Origin of the sequence: Paenibacillus tundrae, from assembly GCF_030812775.1 — a bacterium.
GTDB lineage: Bacteria > Bacillota > Bacilli > Paenibacillales > Paenibacillaceae > Paenibacillus > Paenibacillus tundrae_A.
Map to the genome: position 1 here is coordinate 138,901 of NZ_JAUSTI010000002.1, position 20,766 is coordinate 159,666.

Here is a 20,766-nt window from a genome sequence, read left to right on the forward strand (position 1 = left end):
AGGGGATGAGCATCGTCTCACCCCCTTTTTTTGATAACGGTTACAAATGCTACACATCTAGAACGGAGGAATTGTAATGCTGAGAAAATGGAAGCAGCAGAGTCCTTACCATCTCATGTTGATCCCAAGTCTGGTCTTGGTGTTTATTTTCAGCTATATCCCTTTTTACGGGCTTATAATTGCTTTTCAGAAATACAATCCCGGCCTCGGCTTCAATTCCCCTTGGGTTGGGTGGGACAACTTCGCACACATCTTTAATCAGCCGAACTTCATAAGAACAATCTGGAACACCTTGTACATGTCCGCATTTAAAATTGTTGGTGGGATCGTCGTGCCTGTCATCTTCGCATTACTACTTAACGAGGTGCTTCATAGTGGAGTCAAACGTACGTTTCAAACCCTCGTATATATCCCAAATTTCTTATCTTGGGTCATCATGGCTGGCATCATGCTCGATATCCTTAGTGCCAACGGCATCGTTAACACATTCCTTGGTGTATTCGGGATACAGCCTATTTCCTTTCTTGGCACACCCTCCCTATTCCCATGGACGATGATAGTGAGTGACATCTGGAAAGGCTTCGGCTTCGGAACGGTTGTTTACTTAGCAGCTCTTACGAGTATTGACCCCGGGTTGTATGAAGCCGCAGTGATTGATGGAGCCAAGCGCTGGAAGCAAACGATCTATATTACGTTGCCCCTGCTTATGCCAACCATTGTGTTAATGACGGTATTATCCCTCGGTAATGTGCTCAATGCTGGATTCGACCAAATCTATAACCTATACTCCCCTGTCGTATATCAAACGGGAGATATTATTGATACCTATGTATACCGGCTAGGGATTCAGCAGGCGCAGTATTCGATTGGTACAGCCGTCGGATTATTCAAATCAATCATCTCCAGCATTCTGGTTGCGGTCTCGTACATTCTGGCATACAGGGTCGCCGGCTATCGCATCTTCTAAGGAGGAACTCTCATTATGGTCTATGATAAAAGTTTGAGCAGGCGTCTGTTTCATGTTGTGAACTATACGATATTGCTAATCATATCTCTACTTTGTATCCTCCCATTTATCAACTTACTAGCTGTATCGTTCAGTAGTAGTTCGGCAGTATCTGCGGGTAGTGTTACATTCTGGCCTGTCGAGTTCAATACCAAAGCCTATGAATTTGCCTTAACAGGTGGAGCATTTTTCTCCTCCCTCTGGATCGCCGTTAAACGAACGATACTTGGGACGTTAGTGAATCTTGTATTAATTGTTCTCACTGCCTATCCGCTATCCAAAACGAAGGATAAAGTGATGGGGCGTAATATCTACATGGGCTTTTTCATCGTTACCATGTTATTTAATGGAGGGTTAATTCCAACGTACCTTGTAGTCGTCAAGATGGGACTCATTGATTCGATCTGGTCGCTGATCCTGCCCGGTGCTCTACCTGTATTTAGTATGATTATTCTCATGAATTTCATTAGAGGACTACCTGAAGAAATTGAAGAATCCGCCATCATTGACGGTGCGGGGCCAGTGCAAGTTTTACTTCGCATTTTGCTTCCACTCCTCAAACCTGCCCTTGCAACGGTCGGCTTATTTAGTATCGTCGCCCATTGGAATTCATGGTTTGATGGCATTATCTATATGAACAATCCAGCCAATTATCCATTACAAAGTTACTTACAGACCCTTCTGCAGAGCTTTGAACAAATCATGCTGAAATCTGGATCGGATTATACTCAGCTCTTATCCATGATGAATGCCAGAACGGGACGTGCCGCTCAAATGTTCTTAGGAGCCATACCGATTCTGCTTGTATATCCATTTCTACAGAAGTATTTTACTAAAGGATTGGTGCTTGGTAGTGTCAAAGGGTAATCCCGTGACTCGTGCCTACATGCACTCAACTGGCTAAAACGTAATTAAAGGACTTGCAGGATAAACTGCAGGTCCTTTGGTTTAATCTATTTTTTTATGAAAACGTCAACCAATTAGACTCTCATGCATAGGTGCTCCATATCCTAATCATTTATCAATTGCTAGATTTACGTTGTACCACCATACACTCAATTACTTGATATCTAAAATGCCAGGCAGCAGAATGGTAAAAGTCGTGCCCTCCCCTACTGCACTTTCCACCTGGATCCCATAAGGACTCCCAAAATGCAGCTGAATGCGCCGCTGTACATTGTGAACTCCAATCCCTCTCGTTCCATCGCCTACCCTTGGATTCTCATCCATAAAGTTCTGAATCGTATGCTCTTCCATACCTACTCCGTTATCACAAACTTCGATGGTAATATCATTGCCCTTGGTTTGAATCCGTATCGTTATAAGGCCATCTTCTTCATGCTCGGCAAGACCGTGAAAAATCGCATTCTCAACAATGGGCTGTAGAATCATTTTGGGCATTCGGTAGTCCATCAATTGATCTTCAATCTCATAATTCATCTGAATAGAGTCATAGTATCTTACATTCTGAATGGTTACATAATTCTTAATGTTATCTAATTCCTCACGAATAGTAACTAGACTATCATCTGATCTTGTGGCGTAACGGAGCATTGAGATAAGTGCATCTGTCATGTCCACGATTTTGTCAGCTTGTTGCATGGAGGCAATCCACTTTACCGATCCAAGTGTGTTATATAGAAAATGGGGATTGATCTGGTGATGGAGAGCACGCATCTCGGCTTGAGCCTTCTCCATTTCTTCTTGCTGCACCCGCTCGACCATTCGTTTTAATTCATGCGACATTTTGTTAAATCGTACCGATAGATGTCCAATCTCATCTTGAGAGCGAATATGCTCGACTTGTTCGAACTGCCCCTTTTCTACAAGCGAGATATTACGTAACAGTCTCTTGATTGGCGTTGTAATGACATGGGAGAGAAACACGGATAAGACGACTGCAAAAAGGAACATCACGACGGCGAGCGTTACTAGGTTACGACCTAATATCCTCCCATCAGCAGTCAACTCATCCAACGGCATGTAGAGATAACTTGTCCACTTTTGCTGACTTAGAGGGCTAGTCACCACAACATTCGTTGCTTCAGGTGGACGGACGTTTCCGCGAAACAATGTACCGATCAATCGCTCATCCACGTTATACACAATCTTATCGTCCTCATCCACGATCATGAATCTGGAGCGCAGTCCTTCCTGCAAGTTGCGATTGACAATTTCGATAAACTTGATGTCAATGCTGACCACGATTACACCAAGCAGCTTTCCTGTAGAGACATCATGAATTTTCCGTGCATGTGAGACTGCAAGAATTTTGTTCTGCAATTGCTCGTCAATTCGTGTAGTCAACGTGATGGTTCGATCATTTCTATGCAGGAACTGTTTGAACCACAATTCGTTTGCCACTTTGTAGTTTGCATCAATAGGCTGATGAGGACTAACGAACAGATTCGGACCTCCGTTTAGGTTATAGAGGTAGATCGAAAACACGCGATCCTTCATCATAATATAGTTCATCAGAATATTGTAAGCTGCAATCTCTCGCGGCTCATCACTATTTCGAAGAAAGTCCTGAATGGGAAAACTGCCCTCAGGTGTCGCAGATAGATCATTGCTCAGTCCATTGCTCGCCAGAAGAGTAATTTTTTCGATCTCTTTGAGAAACTCATCAATTCGTATATTGGTCTGCTTAGACAGATCGTTCAACACATTCGTATAATTCTGTGTTAATAAACGTTCAGAAGAATAATAGGAATTGATGGTCATCACAAGTACCGGAAGGATAATGACCGTTATACAGATCACCATGATTTTGTGCTGGATTCGCACGAATCGGACATGCTTCATCGGATGCACCTCTATTCATGGTTTACAAGGATTCCTGCTGTAGATCTCGATATTCTTCAGGGGTATGTCCGACAGATCTTTTGAAAATTTTACTGAAATATGTGTAGTTATGGTAACCGACCTTTTCTGCGATTTCGTACACCCTTAGCTCTTTGCTCAAAAGGTAATTCTTCGCATGTTCCATACGAACTCGCGTTAAATATGTGATAAAGTTCTCCCCCTTTTCCTGCTTGAACAATCGGCTTAGATACGATGGATTAACATTAATCTGATTTGCTACGCCTTGGAGAGAAATATCCTCAGCGTAATACTTGTTGATCATCTCGATTGCAACGTCTGCATGGGTATGCTCCTGCATGTCCTGGGAATTGGCCTTAAAATAATAAGCGATATAGTCCAACATATCTTGGTGAATATCCTCCCAACTCTCTCCCTTGAGCACAATTTCATAAGGGGATTTCTCTGTAGAATTACGCTTGCCTCGTTCTGTCCCACGAGACAGATGCGATTGTATCGTTTCCATCAGCAAAATATATTGCTTCCGAACACTGCTCTCATTCGCTCGCTGTGCTTCCAGATCAGATCGAATGGTTTGAAGAAAATCCTTTGCACTGTTGTAGTCTTTACTGACCCACAATTTAAGAAAATTCCGTTCCTGCTCTGGGTTTAGCATTTCGTGCACCTCTTGCCTAGGTGGAGCTTGAAGGACATCATTGTAGTGCAGCACCTGATTGCTGCCCGTAAAGAAACCGTGATGTAGAGCGAATTCTGCTTGTTCACATGCCTTTCTAATGTAACGAAAGTCAGATACGATTGTACTTACAGCTGCTGTGAGTGAGAGATTCATAAAATCCTTTATGGAGGATAAAAGCTTAGTACATAACTTATTCAGATCATCGTGTATCGAGCTCGTCTCAGGAAGCACATTGACAACAACCCAATATTCAGAAGAGCTTTCCACAAATATCTCTTTTTCCCACTTGGATGGGATAATCTCTTCCATAATATTCAGGAGCGAAAATCGAAGCAGCTTCTCCCCCTTCTCGATATATTTCTTCTTCGCTTTCTCGTAATAGTTAACGAAGAACTTGATTATCACCAATTGGTCTGATCTGATGCGAAACTGCAGTTCCTCCGCTCTGACCATGATTTCTTTCTCATTTATGAATCCGCTTACAATATCTTGAAAGAAACTATCTTTCAAGTGCCTCAAGCTCTTGGAATAATCAATTGTAACAGAAGGTACGTTAGCCGGACTGATCTGTTCACTTTGGAGTTTCAGCGTAACGGTGGTCAGAAGCTCGGACAGCGATGATTCTGTAATCTCGCTTTTGATTAGATAATCTGCTGCGCCAAGCTTCAGGGCTTCCTTCACATAATGAAATTCATCAAAGTTGCTAAGGATGACATACTTACATGTTTTGAGCACACAGGATGCCTCTTGGATTAGCTTCAGCCCATCCATAACAGGCATTTTAATGTCCGTAATAATTAGATCAGGCGAAACTTCCAAGGCAAGCTCTAGCGCTTCTTTTCCATTCCCTGCCTCACCAACCACATGAAAACCAAACTCCTCCCAGTTAAGCATCGAGCGGATTCCAACGCGCATAAGTAACTCGTCATCTACGATCATCAATTTATACATGAGAATCCTCCAATCAGAATGTTTCAATGAATACACCGTACTACTCTGGTAACAAGTGAAAGATGGGTGCCAATCTGTAGCTATTCTAACATTGCTGAGACAACGAGCCTACCTGCTCTGGAACTAAAAAAACCTTGGCTTGATACAACCAAGGTTAACAAACTTTTATATTTGCTCATAGAGTTGATTAAGAATAGGTTAATGGGTCTCTTAAGTGGTCAAAAGAAATTTCATCCTTAGGATTAAAGTTGCTTGTCCTCCTCATGTTGCTCAAATCGCTTACCCCATTCAGCAATACTGTTTAAAATCGGCATAAAACTATCTCCTAACGCTGTTAACGAATATTCAACCTTAGGAGGCACTTCTTTATATACCTCTCGATGAATAAGTCCATCTGTTTCAAGCTCTCTTAGCTGCCGCGTAAGAATCCCTTTGGATATGCCGGGTAGTAAGCGTTGAAGCTCATTGAAACGTCTGGTCTGCATGCTTATTAGCCATAGAATAGTTAACTTCCACTTTCCAGCTATCATATTTTGCGGCTTAGCGATAGCACATCTTTTTACGTTTTCAGAAGAATCTATGTCATCAGTCATTGAATTGTACTCCATTTTAGCCATTAAACATCACCAATCTTCCCAAAGGTTCTTTTTTTGTGACTATGTTATAAAAATATAACTACTTACATTAATAGACACTATGCATTAAGATAAGTCCGTAGTCAAGCCGTCCATGATGATGACGCGACTTAAATAAGATAAGTGATTGATTTTAAGGAGGATTATGGTTTATGGGAAAATATCAAAAAACGAACGATTTTAACGAAATCGTATTTGGTCGTCGTACTGTTAAAGTTTATGACCCTGAGGTTAAAATAAGCCACGAGGAAATGACTGAAATTTTGCAAGAAGCGACGCGTGCGCCTTCATCTATCAACTTACAGCCTTGGCGCTTTCTGATTATTGAGAGTGATGAAGGTAAAGAAAAACTTTCTCCCCTTGTTACGTATAACCAAAAGCAAATTAAAACTGCAGCAGCTGTCATTGCCGTGTTCATGGATATGAAGCACATTGAAAACATGGAGCGCATTTTGAACAAGGAAGTTGAGCTTGGATACAAACCTGCAGACATCAGAGACTTACAGTTAAACACAGTCAAACCTGGGTATACGAGCATGTCTGAATCTGAATTACGCCAATTTAACACATTAGACACCGGACTCGTATCTATGCAGCTTATGTTGGTTGCACGGGCACACGGATACGATACCAACGCTATTGGCGGTTATGATCGTTCGAGAATCAATGACGTATTTGGCTTAGATAAGGAACGTTACCCTACGGTTATGTTAATTACGATCGGTAAAGGAGCTAGAGAAGGGCATCAATCTTATCGTCTCCCGGTAGATGAAGTTGCTACTTGGGTATAAATAGCATATAACAGGAAGGAACCAAGGGATTGTCTTCAGACAGACAAGCCCTTGGCTCCATAACTACAGCAGTTACTTGTTACTTGATGACTGTATTCGCGCAAGCTCCTTTTTGACAATGGGTACAACTCTCGTTCCGAACAATTCAATCGTTTCTAAAAGCTCACGATGAGCTAACATACTATTATCTACATGCAGCAAAAATCGTGTCAGTCCCAAGTTTTTTCTCAACAATATGATTTTCTCGGCTACATACTCAGGGTCACCTGTATATAACGCCCCATTTAAGCTTCGAGCTTGATCAAAGGACCTACGTGTGTACTCTGAGAAACCACGTTCGCGGCCAATTTTATTGATTTGATCAACTACTGCAGGAAATTGCATATTGGCAGCTTGCTCGCCATCTTCTTTAATAAGACCGTGTGAATGAACAGCAATCTGTAATTGGTTTAGATCATGTCCTGCTTGAAGCGCAGCTTCTTTGTACACCTGAACCAATGGAGCGAATTGCGCTGGTGAACCGCCAATGATCGCAAAACAAATAGGTAGTCCCAAAACTCCTGCTCGAATCGCTGAATTCACGTTTCCTCCCGTCCCAATCCATACAGGTAATGGCTCCTGTACTGCTCGTGGATATACCCCTAAATCATGAATCGCAGGACGGTGTTTACCTCTCCAAGTAACCTTCTCTGAAGCGGAGACCTGCAGTAACAAGTCCAGTTTTTCATCAAATAACTCATTGTAATCCTCTAAGTCATATCCGAACAAAGGAAAGGATTCTATAAATGATCCCCGGCCAGCCATAATCTCTGCACGTCCGCTAGAGAGAGCATCTAATGTTGCAAAATTCTGATATAATCGAACAGGATCGTCAGATGATAAAACAGATACTGCACTGGATAGACGTATTTTATTGGTTTTAGATGCAATAGCAGCTAATATGGTTGCGGGTGCCGAGCTTGCATAATCCTCACGATGATGCTCTCCAATAGCATACACGTCTAATCCAACCTGTTCAGCTAATTCAGCTTCCTCAACAGCCTGTCGAATTCTCTCTGCATGAGATACGCCATTCGCTGTTGGTTTAGATTCTAAGAAAGTACTTAGTCCAAATTCCATAGATTCTGATGATTGATTCATTCAATCTCCTTCTTTCTATTTTTATTTAAATGTTAGTCGGAAAATCATTCTTCACTCATATTTTGAATGCCATATCCAATCTTTTTGAGAAGATTAATGAGTTGTTCCTTTTCATCCGTTGTAACAAAAGACAAGCTTCGAGAGATCAAATCCACATGTTTAGGAAAAATTTCATCAAACAGAGTTCTTCCTTGATCGGTTAAAGCGATAAGATACGCCCTTTTATCTTCCGAATGTTGTTTCCTTTCGACTAACTCCTTCTTTTCTAGCTTATTAATTACATAAGTAATACTTCCGCTCGGTATAGAAAGCAATTCACTGATTCTCTGAACAGTTTGCGGTCCCTTGCTATAGAGCAATTCAAGTGTTATAAAATTCTCCATGCTGATATTGTAACTTTGAATATCTCTCTGAATTGTTTCTGTCGCTGCTTTTGTCGCCTTCATCCACACACGAAATAATCGTAAATCAAGCTCACTCTGCTCGTTCATCTATCAAACCATCCTCTTCCATAGCATTTTGAAACTTAAGAACAATTGAAAGTGAAAGTAAAACGTATCAATTATTTATCCTAATGTTAGAATGTATTTATCCTAACGTTAGGATAAATAATTGTCAACAGTTTTTCTGTCCTATCATTTATCATACTTACAGCCCAGCGTTATAGGTTACACTCTTAGCATGATTGTCGTTCATAAGTTGTGCAACCCATAAACGCCATGTTATGAAGTCACGCGTTTATTATAACCACATTTTTCAAAAATTCCTCTGGAATCTCCTCTGAACTCACGCATAGCGTATGGTTTTCTTTGGATAAAAAAGCCTTGGTTGGGAATAACCAAGGCTGACAATGCTTTCTATTATATGGCCACTGAGCTGTCTAAGATGATATCTCATACAAATCCGCAGGTAGCGCCTGTATAAATGGTGACCAATCTTCAATCGTATACAGATAAAGTTCGTGCATTGCCCGTGTACAAGCGGTATAAAGTAACTTACGTTCATTTTCCTCGCCATACGTTTTCGATGAAGCATTATAGATTAGGACTGCGTCGAATTCGACTCCTTTGGCTAGATAAACGGGAATCACCATCAATCCTTTTTCAAAGTGTATAGTCTCTTTTGTAATAAGCTGTAAGGTTTCGTTTCCCGGAGCTTGTAACATCGCATACGCCTCACGGCTCTCGGCTGCCGTTTTCGTAATAATTGCGATCGACTTAAATCCCTTATCCCGAAGTGTTGCGATGTCTGCCAGTACCTGTTCATCACGTTTTTCCCTACTCAATAACTTGGTCAGAAGAGGTTTCGGTCCTTTGCGGTCAAATGGTATGATCTCCTCACCCCCAGGCAACATTGCTCTTGTGAATTCAACAATTTCTTTAGTTGAGCGATAGCTGCGCAATAGGGAAAATAGACTTGTGTCAGCTTCACCAAAAAGGCGAACCAGTGGAGATTGATCTCCAACTAAACTTGTAGATTGCATGAAGATGGCTTGACCAAAATCACCAAGCACGGTCATCCGGGCACGAGGAAACAGTTTTTTCAAATATTCATATTGAAAGGACGAATAATCTTGACCCTCATCTACGAATACATATCGAATTTCCGTGTTTGTCCGAACACCCTCAATTAACTCTTTTACATATAAATACGGTGTTGCATCCTCATGAAACAACTTATTTTGATCCAGCATTTCCTTGGTTCTCATGCAGATTTCTGCCCATAAAGCAGGAAACGCAGCTCCATTCGTTTTTTCTTTATACGTTTCTTCATCAACAAACAGTTGAGCGTAAATGGCCTTAAGATTGACAAAAGAGAAATTTCTCACACTTTTCTTTAGCGGCTTAAAGTATGCTCTGACAATTTTTTGACGGAGCAGTTGTTCCTCTCGTTGCGTGAAATCAAAGTCACCTTCATCCCCTCGTTGTTTTTGCTTGCTATCTCTAAGAATGGCAGCATAACGCTCTGCAACATCGAAAACCTCTTTTTCCTTATGCAACATTCCGAATGCTTCAACGTACTGCTCGGTATCCAGATAATTCAACTCTTCCTGCACCCAAGAGGATTCACGTTCCGCCCGTTCCAGCGAAGCCAGTTCATTCAGGAGCCACTCCTGCAAGAGAGCAACCCGATTGATTAGAGGTAAGGTATGATCATACCCGTAAAATTTCTCCTTCATCTGCTCTGCCGTAATCAGATCCCGTTTCTGTAACCGAATCCCGCTGAACTGCATGCCTTCACGTCCCAGCCATAAGCCATAGTTCTGTAGAGCTTGCAGGAAAGCTTCGGATGTCTTATACTCCATCCCCTGAAGACGAGCCTCGTAGCCTGGCATACTATGTTTAGTCAGTACATATTCAATTTGATCAAAGACATCCTCCGATCGTAATGTCGAATCTAACCAATAGTCGAGGTATTCTTGGAACGTTGTCTGCTGCATATTCTCTTCACCAAGCTCTGGAAGAACGGTAGAGATATAGCTGGCAAACATCGGATTAGGCGAAAAAAGTACGATCTGATCGGCCTTGATTGTCTGGCGGTGCTTATAGAGTAAGTACGCTACTCGCTGCAAAGCTGCTGAAGTTTTACCACTGCCGGCAGCTCCCTGCACAATTAACATTCGACTCGTATCATTACGAATAATCGCGTTTTGTTCTTTCTGAATCGTTGCTACAATGCTCTTCATTTGCGAATCTGCTCCAGAGCCAAGCACATGCTGAAGCAAGTCATCCCCGATCGTTTCATTTGCATCAAACATATTGTTAATTTTCCCGTTTTGGATCTGAAACTGCCGTTTAAGCTCCATCGTGCCTTCGATGGTTCCAGAAGGGGTAACGTATGAGGCAACCCCGGGGGAAGCGTCATAATACATGCTAGCTATGGGCGTACGCCAGTCATAGATCAGAAAGCTCAAGCCGTCTTGATCAACAAATGAAGACACGCCAATATAAATTTCCTCACTGAAGCTCAGTCCCTTCTCCCGAAAGTCAATTCGCCCAAAATACGGTGATGGAAGCAGACGCTTTAAGTTTTTCCACTGCTGCATCAATCTCTGATGACCACGCTCTCGTTCGGCTAATACTGCGGACTGTTGGTTAATGGTGAAGAAAGACTCCTCGAAGTCTTCATTAGTACCTGTGTTCATCGTAACTTCTTCCCAGAATCGCTTGCGAATGTCCGATGCCTGATCATGTAATCCGGCTACTTCCGGCTCCAGTTCAGAGATCCTTACCTGCAGTTTGTTTCTAACTAACTCCAGCCGTTCCTGTTCTTGATGCCAATTGTTCTTTTCGATCATCTCTGAACCACCCTTTTCCCATTTTTTAGGCCAAAAAAGAGCATTGACAAATCCAAATCCCAGAGGTATACTATATTTAAGGATAATAGAGTATACAACTATTGATTTAATTTTTTAATGCGCTACTGATTATATCACAGCGTTTTTTCGCGTTCAATTTATTTTTTTGTCCTTGGACAATAAATTGTGCGATCCACTTTGACCATTCCTCATGAGATTACACTTATAAGATAACATGACAAAGAAGAGGCACCTTGAATGATCAAAGTGCCTCTTCTTTGTCATGTTTAATACACACATAGAGCGCCTCATTGCTCAGCTCTACCAATAATTGCTTTTGTACCATAATCCTCATTAGATACGAAGTCTGCCTTCAGATTCATTTTGTTTAACATATAATTTACAGTCGACAAACCAATCCCTGCTCCACCCTCATAAGAAGAGTTATTCATACCCGGGCCTCTGTCTGCAACAATGATTTGTTCTTGATCTACATCAACTGCCATGTGAGCATATTTCCCCTCTGCTGCATGTCGAAGAATATTCTGAAACAAATTATCCAGAACCCGTGACATCCATTTTGGATCTGTTTCCCAATAAAAAGTCTGCTCGAATGGTAAATCGACTTCAAGCTGTATCTCTTTTTCTTCAAATACGGGATACCATGCAGCAACAGATGCTCTAACTAAACGTACAATATCTGTTAAAGCGGGCTCAAAAGGATATTTCTCTGATGTTAGCAACGTGTAGGAAAGCAAATCATCCATGAGTACACCAACTCTTGTGATCGTATGATTCATTTCTGTTAACGAATGTTGTCCTTCTAGACTTATGGTTTCTTTGTTTAATCTGGTGACATGTCCTCTCAGAATCGTCAGTGGCGTACGTAAATCGTGAGATAAATTGGCAATAAGTCGTTGGCGCAATAACTGCTCTTCATATTCTCGCTTACGACTTTCTTCAAGCTGCTCAATCATCCAATTAAAAGAACTTCCTAACTGGTCTATTTCATCCATACGATCCACTTTAACAGATACTGGTGTAGGGAATGAATGATGATCTGCTGCAAATGACATGACTTCCTGTAAGCGTGTGAGACGATTACGAAGTCGGAAGAAGAATAGCCACGAAATGGCAACAAATGCGACAATAATAAAACCAAATATAAAGAGCATAATGATCATTGGATTTAGAGTATTAGGCTCCTCACCATCGATAGAGAAATTAACGAACATAGAGAAGAATAACAGAAGCAAGGGAGGCAAAAAAATAAAGAGAAAATGTCCTCTTAGGTAATGGCGAAATAATGATCTATTCTGTTTCATTGTTTCACCCGATAGCCTATTCCCTTCAGCGTTTCAATAATTTCCGGGGAATCTGGATTACGTTCCAGCTTTTGACGCAGTCGACGGATATGTACCATTAGTGTTTTATCACCGGTTATGTATGCTTCTTGCCAAACTGCTTCATAGATTTGTTCTTTTGGTAACACCTGATTGGGATGGCGTAAGAAATACATTAAAATTTGATGCTGCCTTCCTGTCAGTATAATTTCTTCCCCCGTGTCTTTGTTAAATACCATTTGTCCTGCTGCATCGACTTCAATATGATTACCTAATTGAATTCGTTCGGAATTCGTTCTCCCACCTCGACGGATTAACACTTCTAATCTTGCAACTAACTCATCCATATGGAATGGCTTAGTCAAATAGTCATCAGCAAATTGTAAACCATCTACCTTATCATCGATCGATGTTCGAGCGGATAACAACAAAATAGGAATAGTAGGCGCTGCCTTTTTTAATCGTTTTCCCACAGTAAATCCATCTAAACCAGGTAACATGATATCTAAAAGAACAACTTCATGCTGACTCACTGCTTCTTCAGCTCCTTTACCCGTGAGAAGCCACTGAACTGCAAATCCTTGCTGTTCCAATTCTTCTTTTACCCAACTACCTATTTTCTCATTATCTTCAATATATAATATGCTTCTATTCTTCAAGTAACATCCCTCTCTCAATTTGGTGTCTACTTTATACAGATTAACATAATCACACTTAATTGGAATCCGAATCCACACGTTAGCAATTTTATTCTTTTCTCCAAAGCCGCGGGTGAACAATGATATCTTCCATATAACCATGTTGCAATCCCATGCCTGAAATATAACCAAAAGCGATTAACTCCTCCTGATCACCTCGTAAACCTGCCCAAAAATTGCAACGTTCAAATAAAACGGGATAATCAGAGTGACGCCCCTCCCAACCTGTCAATTCTCTTAGCGCTGGGACTTCGTTAGGCTTGATGGGTAAATTAACAACGATTTCTTTACGCAATACTGTCCCCTCCTTAAACGTTGAATTTCAAAAGGTAAGTTGTTAATCTTCATCTAAAAGAGCAGCCCAATTTTTAAAACAATCGAGTATTTCTTCAGTGTTGAGCGTACCACTTTTGAATCTATGTGAGTGTGTTCATTATCATTACCTCTTCTTCGGAATTCGTATTCTCTCACCATTCTAACTTCTCGGATCATGATTTACCATGAAGGTCATATATTATCACCGATGTTAAATGATCATACTAACATGTCGAAAGAGAGTATAATTATTACAGTTCATATGGATAAATATGCTTTTTATAAAGTACTTGGTTCGGGTAATTCCTCATTTCCCATGGACAAATGTGTAAATCATATAATGTATTAAAAACCAATGTATTTTAGAATTACTAACATAAAAAAGGCATTCCTATTTAGGAACGCGCTTGGTTAGTATTTAGTCTTAACCATACAATTATTGATTAGCAACTTCGGTTTTGGAAGTTAGCCTTTGAAGATATGTTTTGCTAGGACGATGTACTAGAACTACGATAAGCATAAACAAATGAATCAGAATGGAGAGCACCTCTTTCGAAGCAATTGCTTGAAGAAGAGTAACTATAAGCAAAATCATTGTTGTTTTATACAGCTTGCAGCTAATAAAAGTAACAGCTAATAGTGCGGGTATTAGCCTCACATAAAATTCCCCTTCTAGATACCCAAAAGTGGAATACAAATTTTCACTATTGACATCAAGGTACATAAATTGAGCATCTGCTTCTTTGATTTTAATCTGGAGTAACACCATCCAGTAAACCAAGAGTACTAATTTCAAACCTAGTAAACCTCGAACCACGTGTAACATTACAGGCATTTTCATAAATTTGACTTTCTCCAATCTCTTATGTATTCATATTTTTCCTTAATTATACTTTTTGATTAACGGATAACATATTAGTCTTAAGTATGGATTTTACCAAGTTGAATTCATAAATGTGAATAGATACACTTGAAGGATAAGTCTATTACCAACGACTGCTTAATTTCACCTCTTTACCCTATTTAAACTTGATGATGATTTTGAATTTTTATACTTTTAATAAAACAAAAGCAGACGATTGTCTAATCGCCTGCTTCTTGAATTTTTTGAATATGATGAAATCACTGACTTTCAATCCTACACATCCACTAATCGTTATCCATGAACTCGAAATACCCCGGTGCTCCAATCGAGACAGTCGTAAAATAGAAATACCTCTTCTCAAGCTCCTGATTCTCTTCACTCATCTCCAGAAACTCCGGATTTTTCAAGATGTCATCATTCATCATTCCTTCTCGCCAGAAGCTCAGCTCCAATGCTCTAATCGCGAAGGAAAACCCTGTCTTTGGATCATGATCTCCGACCGTGGGATAATCTTTCCTAAGGGAATGAATTAGCTCCTCAGCTTTCGCCTTGAATACATCCACCCCTTGAAACAAGCAAGGAACGTGAAACTCTCCCGAATACTGTGGATTGATCAGTTGAATAAATTTCACTCGACCATCGGTATCATATTCGAAATGTTCACGCATAAATAACATTTCGATGTAGCTTGGATTCATGGGAATGCCATCATCTGCTCTCCAACGATCCAAATTCTGAAATGTCTGCTCTACCTCTTCCCTGCTCATTCCTAGTCGAAAAGGACCGATCCCAACAAGCGGCGTTATTGTGATTTCGTTCATTTGCAAACTCCTTGTTATGAATATATTGGTATCTAGTCAAGGTCTTAAGCTTCTCTTAAGCTACAACTTACATTGCGGCACTAGGGAAAACTGAAACTTGCTTCTCAAGAGCTCTACTCAAAGACCGAACGACAAGTTCATGGTCTCTACCTTCATGCAGTCCGCTTAGTGCAAGCGTTGCGACCCACTCATTGTGTACCCGGATCGGAACGCTCCGCCAGAAGCCATATAATGGGGTATATTCTCCATCTCTGTATGAGTGTACCACAGACCCGCACGGATGGTATCCAGAATTTCAGCACAGCGCAGAAAAGCGGTCAGTGACATGATGTCACTTTCAGTCCGCCCATTCTTAAGACATTCTACGAAATGATGAATCTCACTATTCGTTCCCCCTGTAACACAACCTTTCGTTCCTTTTGGCGGTCAAATGCACTCTACTTGTGCTTCGACATGACCTACACGTAGCTTGGTACCTGCTTCCACTCTTCGACGCAGTTCTATGTACATTGACACAAAGTGTTGCTTCACAGCTTCCATAAAGAGAATGTTTTTGCTTCTAGCTATTTCTATCTCATCATGTGATACATACTGTCGATCTGTTGCATATTTATCTGCAAATTCCTTTAACTTTGATTCACTGCGGCCACGAATTGCATAAAGTTTACTGCTAGGTTCATGTTGTAGTGCAGTGGCAAAGCGAGTTGCGATATACTCTGCCCCGAGAATTACCCCATCGTATCATCCTGTAATCCCCCAATATTTTGATTTCACTCTTTGGTGCGCGCTCAGCTTAATAAAGAATATAAGAACTGCGTCTGCAAATGCAAGCACGGTTCCTGTCAAAACAACACTCTTATCATCTATAACATTAACTTAAGTCAATGCAGACCATATGAGTAACCATTACACTAATGATATTCGTACACTTCAAGGAGGTAACTACAAGATGAAAAATGGATGGATAATTGCACCAAATCGTCGTAAATCAGCTCTAACTATAGGTTTCGCTTTACTGCTTATGGCTGTTGCTGCAGGCTTTGCATTTGGTTATGCTCATAGCGAATTAATGGTTGAAGGTAATGCTCAAGAAACGGTTCAAAATCTTATCTTCCGTAATAATCTTTATAAAGCAGAAATTATAGGTTGGATCATCGTTTGGTTATGCGACATTGTGGTCACCTGTACCTGCTATCTTTTCTTCAAGAAGCTAAATAAAAAACTAGCAGTCATATGTGCATGTCTCCGTCTGGTTTACACACTTATACTTGGCTGGGCCGTAATCAATTTAATATTCACCCTCCCACTAATCCAAAAAATTGTTCATGTATCAGGGGAATTTGCAATTTCGCAAGGAGAACAAATAATGAGCTATTTGCAAAATTTCCAGGACGTCTGGTCTGTAGGTTTAATTGTATTTGGTAGCCATTTAATGATTCTCGGGATTTTGGTTTTTAAGGCAGATGAGGCACCTAAGTGGATTGCTATTCTACTTCTGTTAGCGTCTGTTGGCTACTTCGTAATACATTCCCTAGAACTTATCGGACCAGCAGTTAAGAACGTTACAGACGTAATCAATATGATCATGGCTATACCTATGGCCGTCGGAGAGTTGAGTTTTGCCCTTTGGTTAATATATAGGGGAGGTAAAAATAGGTTGGAAAGCAAGACTCCAACCAACTATTCTCCATCTTGAACCATTCTCTTTTTGATTCGGCTTAATGATTCAGGAGTCATACCTAGGTAGCTAGCTAATTGGTGTTGTGGCACCCGGTCAATTAACGTAGGTCGTTTGACCAAAAGAGACTTAAAACGTTCTTCTGGGGACGAAGCAATAAACGCAGCAAAGTTCTCTTGAACCTCACTAAGACTCTGTTCAATCATCTGACGAGTCATGGATTCTAATTGGGTGTATTTCGAGTACATATCCTGTTCTGTCAGAAGATCACCAATAACCAGCACGGAATTCTCTACACACACAAATGTACATTCGGAAGCTTTATTAATCTTATGATGATTAAATAAAGCGATGGCCTGTTCTTCTGTATAAAAATTGGAGGTAAATTCTCTCCCGGACATATCGATTGAATATTGTCTAACACAACCTCGTATAACAAAGAAGCATTTCGTAGGAATGTCACCTTGTTGAATAAGTACACTTCCTTTGTTGAACTCTTTTATTTGAATTTCATTTAAAATAGCTTCCTGCTGTTCGATGCTAAGCGAGGTGAGTCTACTCATATAATCTAAAAGTATGTTTCTCATTTTACATACTAATCTCCTTTAACAAGCCTGTCATAACAACATAATCGTTTAGTGTCATCTCATTCCATCGTTTTGGTAAATTGTTCATATAGAACAATTCCCTTACGTCATGGTAATATCGCTACTTGTGCATACATAACATCTGGAGGTCATTGTAATGAAGAAAAAATATTCTAAACTCATCATTTGGGGTGCTGTTATACTGTCAATTGCCGCAATTGTTGTACTCATTAATAATTATAACAGCAATAAAAATGCTGAAATCAACTCACGGTATTATCAAGGTCTCATTTCGAGAGTACAGAAGCTGGATCAAACACTGGATAGGATCAAAGAGTCAGACGCAAACGGTAATGCTGTGCCGGAATTTGATGTGCTTCTTGATATTAATTTTGTAAATGACTTTTTCACTACTATAAAAGAACAAACAAGTGGTTTTCCTGATGTAAATGTTCTACGAAATGATTTTACATTATTCAGATTTGAATATGCCAATGTTGTGAGAAAACAGTTAGAAAGTAATCAACAAGATGCTGAGATACAATTAAAAGTAGCCCATCAGATCAAACTCTTTCTAGACGAATTACCTGAAGAATATGAGGATTCTACACCATTTTCGGATCAATTCAATGCAGCAGCTCAGCATATCAAAACACTAACCCATCTTAACTTTTGATCATCGTCCGTTCCCATCGATTATAGGTTATAGTTCAATTCATACGTTCACTGTATATGTTAGCACATGTTCAATTTTCCATTTGACGTTCAGTTTAATGCAAACGCAAAAAGCCGCTGGATTTCAGCGGCATTCAAATTCAATGCAAACTATGATATTTTTCTAACAGCAAACCATAGCTCTACAAAGTTCAAACCATCCTTCTCACCCGTAATTTCGAACTCCAATCCATCCACTTGTTCATACCCTGTCGTAGGAATCCACTCTGAGTAGAATCGTTTGTATAACGTTTCAATCGTTTCATTGAATTGATCCCATGTAAAGAGATCGGATGAAAAAATTGCCCATGTATGAGCTGGAATCATCACGCTAGTGTACCCTTCCGTTTTACTCATTTCGTTTTTGAAGGCACATAACATGTATGGAAAGGTATCTTCTCCGGTTTTTTGATAGCTACACACAGCATGTACTTTATGGTAATGCTCATTTAAGAAATCAGGATGGTCACCAGCATTCGCAGCGAGCCTCTCAACCTCCCCATGTTCATGGCTCTGCTTCCATAGATTGGCCGGAGTGTCTTCTCCGTTTACTTGAAATACCTTCTCTATTCCGAATATTTGAAAGGAATCTTTGGTTTCAATCCGATAGTTCATAGCCGTCTCTCCTTTAATTGAAATGAGGAAGGATAACCGAGGATAGGCTTTGAGGACGGTTCCTTCTTCACGAGCCATTGCTGGATTAACACCATGCAGCGATTGGAACGCCCTCGCGAATGAAACCGGTGATTCGTACCCATATTTTAGGGCAATATCTACAACTTTTATTTTGCTATTTTGCAATTCAATCGCAGCGAGCGTAAGCCGTCTTCTTCTAATATATTCTCCTAGTGATACATTGGTAATGAATGAGAACATTCGCTGAAACTGATGCGAAGAACAGCATGCCTGCCCAGCAACTTCCTTCAGTTCAATCTCGCCGCTTAAATTGACTTCAATGTAATCTAGTGCCCGATTCATTCTCATAAGCCAATCCATCTGATCCCTCCTCTTATTTCAAAGTATAGGTGTACCCACGTTTCGGATCGCAACCATCTGTGCACAAAAAAGTTTCATTCCTTAAACGTATCCACCATATTCGCTTGTTCAACATGCGTCCAATTGGTATTGTGCACCATCTCGGCCGCATCTCCGTGAAATGCCTGCATAGCTTGCTGATCATTGAACAGACGATATCTCATCCAAGCCGTCAGATACCCTCTATGATTACCACCGTTCCCTTCAATCGCTGTATGCGCTGCGCCTTTGGCCATTCCCATCATCACAGATGTGCCGCTGTCTGTATGCTGCAGAGCCAATTGATTCGTGGATACAGGTGAGATTAGAAAATCTCGTGTACCGCCCATGATGAAGAAAGGAACCGTAATCTGCGATGTGTCGTATACATCTTCTGGATCACAATGCTTCAAGTCCGGAAGAGCGATAGATACAATCGTCTTGATCAGCGAACCACTTGTATCGTTGGTATGAGCATTAATAACTCCCGTTGAACCTTGCGAATGTCCAGCTACACCTATTTGTTCTTTTTGTATTTTCTCGTAAAAGATACTACCTGATCGTTCGTTCTCCTGTGTTAAATAATCAATCGCTTCCACAATCTCTTGGCCTGTACCTGTGGTCTTGCTATAGGAGTCAATGACAACAAATCCCCAGCTAGCAAGATGCTTCAAGAGCCCATCATAACGATCTGGATTAGCGCCTGTCCCATTTCCCCAAGAGATCACAGGATAGGCTTCATCTCCTTGAAATTCGGGATAGTAGATTCGATATGCAGGCTCTCCCATTGCATTCTTCACTTCTTCTATCTTTACAAGATGACTCCCCTGCTGCGCATAATGCTGCTCAATGCTGCCTTCTGCAAGCTCTGGTACATTGGAGTGGATAATGATCTGCAAGAAAATGGTTGCTGGAACAGCAATGATTAGAATAATAGCTAACAACCAGACCATCCACTTTCGCTTTCTTTGAATGTTCATATACATGACCTCTGTATTTATTAATAGTTCACTTAAATATGTTCATTTTTTGTGTTACAACTTTTTAAAATATGAATACTATTAAACTGACAAAAGAAAAAACAAAGCTCATTTCGGCAGTGATAATAAGTAGGCAACTGAACGAGATTTTGTTAAGACGATTTCTCGGGAGTGTAGTTCGAATCAGATATAAGTAAATGATCACCATAATCACAACAGGTAAATATTGATGAATATCCGACCCGTCTGTACTTGGCAATACGGTAGAAATGATGCCTCTCGTTGTGTCATTTACAATCATAAGCGCATATACCAATCCCAATAGTGCTGAAACCAAAAAATGAGATGCGACCTGAACTCGTTTTTGCCTCAGAAAATATGAGCGTGGTTTACGGTACAATTCGTTGACCATGAATAGATGTACCTCCTCA

General features: G+C 40.5%; 20 protein-coding genes. 5 read left to right on the top strand and 15 right to left on the bottom strand.

From position 1 onward, the window contains the following. The first annotated feature begins 76 nt into the window (after positions 1-76). Both J2T19_RS03915 and J2T19_RS03920 read left to right on the top strand, forming a co-directional pair. Positions 77-967, top strand: a complete 891-nt coding sequence (locus tag J2T19_RS03915; protein ID WP_056690921.1) for an ABC transporter permease — start codon at positions 77-79, stop codon at positions 965-967. Positions 968-982: 15 nt separating this feature from the next. Further along, entirely contained in the window at positions 983-1,873 is an 891-nt protein-coding gene (locus J2T19_RS03920; RefSeq protein WP_307213380.1) for a carbohydrate ABC transporter permease, read from the top strand. A gap of 192 nt (positions 1,874-2,065) precedes the next feature. On the opposite strand, the gene J2T19_RS03925 is transcribed toward J2T19_RS03920, so the two are convergent. The 3 genes from J2T19_RS03925 to J2T19_RS03935 form a co-directional block, all read right to left on the bottom strand. Next, positions 2,066-3,793: a cache domain-containing sensor histidine kinase gene (locus J2T19_RS03925; protein ID WP_307213382.1), complete on the bottom strand. Its 1,728-nt coding sequence runs from the start codon at positions 3,791-3,793 to the stop codon at positions 2,066-2,068. Positions 3,794-3,833: 40 nt separating this feature from the next. Next, the gene (locus J2T19_RS03930) at positions 3,834-5,456 is read right to left on the bottom strand and encodes a response regulator transcription factor (RefSeq protein ID WP_307213383.1); all 1,623 of its coding nucleotides are present in this window, start codon (positions 5,454-5,456) and stop codon (positions 3,834-3,836) included. A gap of 242 nt (positions 5,457-5,698) precedes the next feature. Continuing rightward, positions 5,699-6,073 (bottom strand): winged helix-turn-helix transcriptional regulator, encoded by a 375-nt coding sequence (locus tag J2T19_RS03935; protein ID WP_370874795.1) that lies wholly within the window; start codon positions 6,071-6,073, stop codon positions 5,699-5,701. 170 nt (positions 6,074-6,243) lie between these two features. Here J2T19_RS03935 and J2T19_RS03940 point away from each other — a divergent pair, with 170 nt between their 5' ends. Next, on the top strand, positions 6,244-6,882 hold the full coding sequence (locus J2T19_RS03940) for a nitroreductase family protein (protein WP_307213385.1): 639 nt from the start codon (positions 6,244-6,246) through the stop codon (positions 6,880-6,882). A 72-nt stretch (positions 6,883-6,954) separates the two neighbouring features. On the opposite strand, the gene J2T19_RS03945 is transcribed toward J2T19_RS03940, so the two are convergent. The 9 genes from J2T19_RS03945 to J2T19_RS03985 form a co-directional block, all read right to left on the bottom strand. Further along, positions 6,955-8,022 carry an LLM class flavin-dependent oxidoreductase gene (locus J2T19_RS03945; protein ID WP_307213387.1) on the bottom strand — a complete coding sequence of 356 codons (1,068 nt, stop codon included), beginning with the start codon at positions 8,020-8,022 and terminating at the stop codon, positions 6,955-6,957. 44 nt (positions 8,023-8,066) lie between these two features. Then, positions 8,067-8,513: a MarR family winged helix-turn-helix transcriptional regulator gene (locus tag J2T19_RS03950; RefSeq protein ID WP_307213389.1), complete on the bottom strand. Its 447-nt coding sequence runs from the start codon at positions 8,511-8,513 to the stop codon at positions 8,067-8,069. A gap of 389 nt (positions 8,514-8,902) precedes the next feature. Continuing rightward, positions 8,903-11,320 (bottom strand): RNA polymerase recycling motor HelD, encoded by a 2,418-nt coding sequence (gene helD / locus J2T19_RS03955; RefSeq protein WP_307213391.1) that lies wholly within the window; start codon positions 11,318-11,320, stop codon positions 8,903-8,905. Positions 11,321-11,628: 308 nt separating this feature from the next. Next, positions 11,629-12,504 (bottom strand): HAMP domain-containing sensor histidine kinase, encoded by an 876-nt coding sequence (locus J2T19_RS03960; RefSeq protein ID WP_307213392.1) that lies wholly within the window; start codon positions 12,502-12,504, stop codon positions 11,629-11,631. A gap of 137 nt (positions 12,505-12,641) precedes the next feature. Beyond that, a complete protein-coding gene (locus J2T19_RS03965; RefSeq protein WP_307213393.1) occupies positions 12,642-13,322 on the bottom strand; it encodes a response regulator transcription factor in 681 nt (226 codons plus the stop codon). 88 nt (positions 13,323-13,410) lie between these two features. Continuing rightward, positions 13,411-13,656 (bottom strand): hypothetical protein, encoded by a 246-nt coding sequence (locus J2T19_RS03970; protein WP_307213394.1) that lies wholly within the window; start codon positions 13,654-13,656, stop codon positions 13,411-13,413. Between the two features lie 456 nt (positions 13,657-14,112). Next, the gene (locus J2T19_RS03975; protein ID WP_307213396.1) at positions 14,113-14,517 is read right to left on the bottom strand and encodes a hypothetical protein; all 405 of its coding nucleotides are present in this window, start codon (positions 14,515-14,517) and stop codon (positions 14,113-14,115) included. Positions 14,518-14,825: 308 nt separating this feature from the next. After that, on the bottom strand, positions 14,826-15,362 hold the full coding sequence (locus J2T19_RS03980) for a hypothetical protein (RefSeq protein WP_307213399.1): 537 nt from the start codon (positions 15,360-15,362) through the stop codon (positions 14,826-14,828). Positions 15,363-15,527: 165 nt separating this feature from the next. After that, entirely contained in the window at positions 15,528-15,689 is a 162-nt protein-coding gene (locus J2T19_RS03985; protein ID WP_307213401.1) for a hypothetical protein, read from the bottom strand. 622 nt (positions 15,690-16,311) lie between these two features. Here J2T19_RS03985 and J2T19_RS03990 point away from each other — a divergent pair. Then, complete coding sequence (locus J2T19_RS03990) at positions 16,312-17,058, top strand: DUF4386 domain-containing protein (RefSeq protein WP_307213403.1); 747 nt, start codon at positions 16,312-16,314, stop codon at positions 17,056-17,058. Here the strand turns inward: J2T19_RS03990 and J2T19_RS03995 are convergent. Further along, positions 17,043-17,627 (bottom strand): Crp/Fnr family transcriptional regulator, encoded by a 585-nt coding sequence (locus J2T19_RS03995; protein ID WP_307213406.1) that lies wholly within the window; start codon positions 17,625-17,627, stop codon positions 17,043-17,045. The genes J2T19_RS03990 and J2T19_RS03995 overlap by 16 nt on opposite strands. Positions 17,628-17,784: 157 nt before the next feature. Here J2T19_RS03995 and J2T19_RS04000 point away from each other — a divergent pair, with 157 nt between their 5' ends. Next, positions 17,785-18,303, top strand: a complete 519-nt coding sequence (locus tag J2T19_RS04000; RefSeq protein ID WP_307213408.1) for a hypothetical protein — start codon at positions 17,785-17,787, stop codon at positions 18,301-18,303. Positions 18,304-18,452: 149 nt separating this feature from the next. On the opposite strand, the gene J2T19_RS04005 is transcribed toward J2T19_RS04000, so the two are convergent. Together J2T19_RS04005 and J2T19_RS04010 are read right to left on the bottom strand one after the other, a co-directional pair. Beyond that, positions 18,453-19,337, bottom strand: a complete 885-nt coding sequence (locus tag J2T19_RS04005) for an AraC family transcriptional regulator (protein WP_307213410.1) — start codon at positions 19,335-19,337, stop codon at positions 18,453-18,455. 74 nt (positions 19,338-19,411) lie between these two features. Next, positions 19,412-20,335: a poly(ethylene terephthalate) hydrolase family protein gene (locus J2T19_RS04010; protein WP_307213412.1), complete on the bottom strand. Its 924-nt coding sequence runs from the start codon at positions 20,333-20,335 to the stop codon at positions 19,412-19,414. Between the last annotated feature and the right edge of the window lie 431 nt (positions 20,336-20,766).

Coding starts and splice junctions, on each gene's coding strand:
- J2T19_RS03920 (WP_307213380.1), top strand. CDS start 983: ATGGTCTATGATAAAAGTTTGAGCAGGCGTCTGTTTCATGTTGTGAAC.
- J2T19_RS03915 (WP_056690921.1), top strand. CDS start 77: ATGCTGAGAAAATGGAAGCAGCAGAGTCCTTACCATCTCATGTTGATC.
- J2T19_RS03990 (WP_307213403.1), top strand. CDS start 16,312: ATGAAAAATGGATGGATAATTGCACCAAATCGTCGTAAATCAGCTCTA.
- J2T19_RS04005 (WP_307213410.1), bottom strand. CDS start 19,337: ATGGATTGGCTTATGAGAATGAATCGGGCACTAGATTACATTGAAGTC.
- J2T19_RS03930 (WP_307213383.1), bottom strand. CDS start 5,456: ATGTATAAATTGATGATCGTAGATGACGAGTTACTTATGCGCGTTGGA.
- J2T19_RS03935 (WP_370874795.1), bottom strand. CDS start 6,073: ATGGCTAAAATGGAGTACAATTCAATGACTGATGACATAGATTCTTCT.
- J2T19_RS03950 (WP_307213389.1), bottom strand. CDS start 8,513: ATGAACGAGCAGAGTGAGCTTGATTTACGATTATTTCGTGTGTGGATG.
- J2T19_RS03995 (WP_307213406.1), bottom strand. CDS start 17,627: ATGAGAAACATACTTTTAGATTATATGAGTAGACTCACCTCGCTTAGC.
- J2T19_RS04010 (WP_307213412.1), bottom strand. CDS start 20,335: ATGAACATTCAAAGAAAGCGAAAGTGGATGGTCTGGTTGTTAGCTATT.
- J2T19_RS03960 (WP_307213392.1), bottom strand. CDS start 12,504: ATGATCATTATGCTCTTTATATTTGGTTTTATTATTGTCGCATTTGTT.
- J2T19_RS03975 (WP_307213396.1), bottom strand. CDS start 14,517: ATGAAAATGCCTGTAATGTTACACGTGGTTCGAGGTTTACTAGGTTTG.
- J2T19_RS04000 (WP_307213408.1), top strand. CDS start 17,785: ATGAAGAAAAAATATTCTAAACTCATCATTTGGGGTGCTGTTATACTG.
- helD (WP_307213391.1), bottom strand. CDS start 11,320: ATGATCGAAAAGAACAATTGGCATCAAGAACAGGAACGGCTGGAGTTA.
- J2T19_RS03945 (WP_307213387.1), bottom strand. CDS start 8,022: ATGAATCAATCATCAGAATCTATGGAATTTGGACTAAGTACTTTCTTA.
- J2T19_RS03980 (WP_307213399.1), bottom strand. CDS start 15,362: ATGAACGAAATCACAATAACGCCGCTTGTTGGGATCGGTCCTTTTCGA.
- J2T19_RS03985 (WP_307213401.1), bottom strand. CDS start 15,689: ATGTCACTGACCGCTTTTCTGCGCTGTGCTGAAATTCTGGATACCATC.
- J2T19_RS03940 (WP_307213385.1), top strand. CDS start 6,244: ATGGGAAAATATCAAAAAACGAACGATTTTAACGAAATCGTATTTGGT.